We start from the raw sequence: 5,037 nt of genomic DNA, 5'->3' as shown, positions 1-5,037 counted from the left end.
CGGGGGCCTGCGGTGCCTGGGGGGTGGCCGCGGCGGGCGCCGCGGGCTCCTCGACGGAGACGCCGAAGTCGGTGGCGATGCCCGACAGCCCGTTCGAGTATCCCTGGCCGACCGCGCGGACCTTCCAGGCGCCGTTGCGCAGATAGACCTCCACGACCACCAGGGCGGTCTCCGAACCCAGATTCGGCGGGGTGAAGGTGGCGAGCGCGCTGCCGTCGTCGGCGTTGCGGATGGTCGCTGTGGGCTCGATGCCCTGGAAGCTCTGGCCCGCGGCGTCGGGGCTGGCCGTGACGACGATCTTCTCGATTCCGGCGGGGACGGCGGACGTGTCCACCACGATCGCGTCCGGAGCCGTACCGCCGCCGGACCGGTAGGTCACACCGGGGCCGTTCGGCTGGTTGTAGAAGATGAAGTCGTCGTCGGAGCGCACCTTGCCGTCGGCGGTGAGCAGCAGGCCCGATACGTCGAGCCGCACCGGGGCGGCGACGTCCACCGCCACGCGGGCGACGGAGAGGGGAATGTTCGAGCCGGGGGTCATAGCTGTCATGCCAGACGTAACGAACGACCCCTCTTTGCCGTTCCCTTACCCTCCCGACCCTCGCCCGGACGGGTGAGCCGGACGGCGCCCCGCGCAACGGGCCGGATCAGTACGGCCACTGCGGCGGATGCGTGCAGAAGTGGCCGCCCAGGTTGGCGTGGTCGGGGTTCTCCGGGTCCAGTTCGCCCTGCTCGGCGACGAGCCTGTCCGCGTACTGCTCGGAGTCGTCCTGGGGCTCGTACCCGAGCGCCCGCGCCGTCGAAAGGTCCCACCACAGGCGGGTGTTGGCGGACGAGCCGTAGACGACGGAGTGCTGGACGTCCTCGGCCGTGAGCGCGGCGTGGAAGAGCCGCGCGCCGTCGCCGGGGCTCATCCAGACCGACAGCATCCGTACGGAGGTCGGCTCCATGAAGCAGGACCCGATCCGTACGGAGACGGTCTCCAGCCCGTGCGTGTCCCAGTAGAGCTGCGCCAGATCCTCGCCGAAGCACTTGGAGAGGCCGTAGAACGTGTCGGGGCGGCGCGGGGTGCCGATCGGGATCAGCGCCTGCGAGTCGAGCGGATAGGTGCCGTCCGGCCGGGGTGTGAACCCGACGGCGTGGTTGCTGGACGCGAAGACGACCCGCGGGTTGCCCTCCTCGCGTGCCGCCTCGTAGAGGTTGTACGTCCCCTCGATGTTGGCCCGCAGGATCTTGTCGAACGACGCCTCCAAGGAGATGCCGGCGAGATGGATGATCGCGTCGACACCCTGGACGGCCTCACGGAGCGCGTGCTTGTCGCCGAGGTCGGCCGTGATCGCGTCCGGCTCGCCTTCTATGGGTGTGGCGTCGAAGAGCCGGAGCTCGTACCCGTACGCGGGCAGCAGGCCCCGCATCAGGGTGCCGAGGCCGCCCGCTGCGCCGGTGAGCAGGACGGTTCGCGGTTGGGGCATGGGCGTAGATCTCCTCGGACGGACTCGGACGGACCCGAAGTGGCTCAGATCCGTGGACAGGATTCACATGCGTGGACACGCTAAGGAGCGTCGCCACCACCGTCAAGTGTCGCCCGCGGGTGGCCGATCCGCTCCTGGGTTGCGGTTTTCCGTCTTGACCGGCGCCGCACGGCTGCCCTAGCGTGGCGCTGTTCAGAAATATGGACGCCGATCAGAATTGTGCACGAGCGTGAGTGCTCGCCGCACGGCCCAGGGAGCGCCAGTGACCTCAGCCCCGCTCGCCGCCCGCCTCACCCGAGTCGCCGGGCCGCTGTTCTTCCCCGTCACCGCCTACGGTCCGGACGGCTCCCTCGACCTCGACGCGTTCCGCGCGCACGTCAGAAGCGGCGTCGACGCGGGAGCCGCCGCCGTCTTCGCCTGCTGCGGCACGGGGGAGTTCCACGCGCTCACCCCCGAGGAGTTCGGGCAGTGCGTGCGGGCCGCCGTCGAGGAGACCGCGGGAGCGGTCCCGGTCGTGGCGGCCGCCGGTTACGGTACGGCAATCGCCGTCCGATACGCGGAGATCGCCGAGGCCGCCGGCGCCGACGGACTGCTCGCCATGCCGCCCTACCTGGTCGTCGCCGACCAGGAGGGCCTGCTGCGCCACTACTCGGCGCTGGCCGCCGCCACCGGCCTGGAGATCATCGTCTACCAGCGCGACAACGCCCTCTTCACCCCGGAGACCGTCGTCGAACTCGCCAAGGTGGACGGCATCATCGGCCTCAAGGACGGCCACGGCGACCTCGACCTGATGCAGCGCATCCTCAGCGCCGTACGCACCGAGGAGCCCGGCCGCGACTTCCTCTACTTCAACGGCCTGCCCACCGCCGAACTCACCGGTCTCGCCTACCGCGGCATCGGCATCACCCTCTACTCCTCCGCCGTCTTCGCCTTCGCGCCCGAGATCGCCCTCGCCTTCCACCGCGCCCTCGGCTCCGGCGACGACACAACCGTGAACAGGCTCGTCGACGGCTTCTACCGGCCGCTGGTCGAACTGCGCTCCAAAGGACGCGGATACGCCGTCTCGCTCGTCAAGGCGGGCGTCAGACTGCGCGGTTACGACGTCGGCGAGGTACGCACCCCCCTGAGCGAACCGCGGCCCGCGCACATCAAGGAACTCACCGAGATCATCGAACGCGGCCACACGCTGCTCGGCGACGGAGAGCCGGAGGCGGGCGCGTGAAGACCTCCGCCTTCCTCTACCCCTGGGACGTGGTCGGCGACCCCGACGCGCCCGCCCGCGTCGCGGACCTCGGCGTCCGGCAGGTCACCCTCGCCTCCGCCTATCACTCCACGCGTGCCCTGACCCCGCGCCACCCCCGCCACCGCGTCGTCACGGCCGAACACGCCGCCGTGCTCTACCCGATGGACGAGGCCCGCTGGGCGGACGCCGAGCTGCGCCCGTACGCCGCCGGCGACTGGGCGCCCACGGACGCCTACGGTGAGGCCGCCGCCGCGCTCGCCGACGCCGGACTCGACGTGCACACCTGGGTCGTCCTCGCGCACAACTCCCGGCTGGGCGCCGAGCATCCCGGCACCTCCGTGGTGAACGCCTACGGCGACCGCTACCCGTGGGCCCCGTGCGTCGCCCGCCCCGCCGTCCGTACGTATGTCGCGTCGCTCGCCGCGGAAGCCGCCGTACGGCCCGGCGCGGCCGGCACCGAACTGGAATCCCTCGGCTGGTACGGGCTCGCGCACCTGCACGCCCACGACAAGACCGGCGGCGTCCCGCTCGGCGAGGCCGCGCAGTACCTGATGTCGCTCTGCTTCTGCTCCGTCTGCCGCGCCGGATACCTCTCGCTGGGCCTGGACGCCGACGAGCTGAACTCCGCCGTCAGGCGCGCCCTGGAGCCCGTCTGGAGGGGCGCGGAGAGTCCCGGCACCCCCTCGGGCCGGCCCGCCGTCGAGAAGCTCCTGGGCGCCGACCTGACGGCAGCCACCCTCAACTGGCGCGTCCGGACGGCCCGTACGCTCCAGGAGGCCACCGTCGCCGCCGTACGCGCGCAGGCGGGCCCCGGCTTCCAGGTGCTGCTCCACGCCGACCCCCACCCCCACCGCACCGGGGCCAACGCCGGAGTCGACCCCGCGCACATCCTGGACACCGCCGACGGGGTCGTCCTGCCCTGCACCGGCGGCGCGGCGGAGGCGATGCTGACACCCTTCGCCGCCCACCGCCGCGAATCGACCGTGCTGGCGGCCAACTTCACCGTCGTGCGGGGGATGGGCGGCAGCCCGGACACCCTCGCCGACGACGCGGCGCACGCGCGCTCGCTCGGCGCGACCGAACTGCGGCTGTACCACGCGGGTCTGGCGTCGGACGCGGATCTGGCCGCCGTCGCCGCCGGGCTCTCACGCCTCGGCTGACCGGACCCGGGGCAGCCCTCCGTAGAAGGCGAGGCCGGCCGCCGTCAGCAGACCGAGCACCCCGGCGACCGGCAGCAGCACCGTGATGTCGACGAACGCGATCAGTCCGGCGCCGAGCGCGAGGGCCATCGCGTTCGGTACGTAGATGAGGGTGTTGGCGGTGGCGGCGGTCCGCCCGAGCACGGCGTCCGGGGTCTCGCGCTGCACCGCCGTCAGCGCGACGATCAGCACGCACGGGAGTCCGATCCCGACCGCCACCGCGCTCGCCAGCACCACGGCGTCGTACGGCAGCGCCCGCAGCCCCACGGCGGCGGCGAAGAGCGCTATCCCACCGGCGGCGAAGACCCGCTCCGGCATCCTGCGCATCAGCGGGCCCGCCAGCATCCCGACAGCGACCGAGCCGACGCCCTGGAGGGCGTAGAGCAGACCCACGTACGTGGGAGCGTGCCCGAGGCCCTTGTCGACCACCGCGTAGATCGCGGCGCCGTTGAGCCCCGCGAGCAGCATGGTGAGGGACCCCGCCAGGACGAGCGGACGCAGGACCGGCGAGTGCCGCAGCACGCGCGCGCCCTCCGCCGTCCGGGACAGCCAGCTGCCCGTACGGTCCGGCACCGGCTTCTCCTCCCGCACCCGCATCAGCGCGAAGAGGCCGGCGGCCAGCGCGAACGTCGCGGCGTCGAGCAGGGCGACCGTGCCGCCGCCGTACGCCGCGTACAGTCCGGCGCCCGCGAGCGGCGCGAGGAGCTTCATGCCCTCGTTGGCCGTCATCCGGAGCCCGTTGAAGTCACCGAGCAGCCGCTTGTCGATCGCCGTGGCCACCAGGGCGGCCTCGGCGGCGTCCTGCACGACGCCGCTGACGCCGTACACGAACAGCACGGCGAAGAGGATCCAGATCCGGCGCTCCGAGTCCACCACGAGGAGCAGGGGCAGCAGCGCGGCCATGGCGAGATTGCAGAACACCAGCAGCGGTCTGCGCCGCCACCGGTCGGCGACGGCCCCCAGCAGCGGCCCGACCAGTGTCGGCGCCCACATCATGAAGACGGTCAGGGCCGCCAGACTGTCCGACCCGGTCAGCGACTTGACCCAGATACCGCCGACCAGCCACATCGCCGACGTACCGAAACCCGACACGACGACGCCGGACAGATACAGCCCCGCGTTACGG

The 5,037-nt window shown here is 72.2% G+C and carries 5 protein-coding genes; 2 read left to right on the top strand and 3 right to left on the bottom strand.

The annotated features are described in order from the left end of the window. Both P3L51_RS34955 and P3L51_RS34950 read right to left on the bottom strand, forming a co-directional pair. A partial coding sequence (locus tag P3L51_RS34955; protein WP_354609392.1) for a TerD family protein occupies positions 1-547 on the bottom strand: 547 nt, incomplete at its 3' end. A gap of 97 nt (positions 548-644) precedes the next feature. Beyond that, on the bottom strand, positions 645-1,469 hold the full coding sequence (locus P3L51_RS34950) for an NAD-dependent epimerase/dehydratase family protein (RefSeq protein ID WP_354609391.1): 825 nt from the start codon (positions 1,467-1,469) through the stop codon (positions 645-647). 262 nt (positions 1,470-1,731) lie between these two features. Between P3L51_RS34950 and P3L51_RS34945 the strand changes: the two genes are divergently transcribed. Both P3L51_RS34945 and P3L51_RS34940 read left to right on the top strand, forming a co-directional pair. Then, the gene (locus P3L51_RS34945) at positions 1,732-2,691 is read left to right on the top strand and encodes a 5-dehydro-4-deoxyglucarate dehydratase (RefSeq protein ID WP_354609390.1); all 960 of its coding nucleotides are present in this window, start codon (positions 1,732-1,734) and stop codon (positions 2,689-2,691) included. Continuing rightward, complete coding sequence (locus P3L51_RS34940) at positions 2,688-3,872, top strand: hypothetical protein (protein ID WP_354609389.1); 1,185 nt, start codon at positions 2,688-2,690, stop codon at positions 3,870-3,872. The genes P3L51_RS34945 and P3L51_RS34940 overlap by 4 nt, the downstream gene beginning before the upstream one ends. Here the strand turns inward: P3L51_RS34940 and P3L51_RS34935 are convergent. Continuing rightward, positions 3,858-5,037, bottom strand: a 1,180-nt coding sequence (locus P3L51_RS34935; protein ID WP_354609388.1) for an MFS transporter, incomplete at its 5' end; no start/stop codon positions are given. The two genes, P3L51_RS34940 and P3L51_RS34935, sit on opposite strands and share 15 nt — an antisense overlap.

It is taken from the genome of Streptomyces panacea (genome assembly GCF_040560175.1).
In the GTDB taxonomy this organism is placed as follows: domain Bacteria; phylum Actinomycetota; class Actinomycetes; order Streptomycetales; family Streptomycetaceae; genus Streptomyces; species Streptomyces panacea.
The sequence above is the reverse complement of the archived record's forward strand: the minus strand, read 5'-3'. Positions and strand labels throughout refer to the sequence as shown.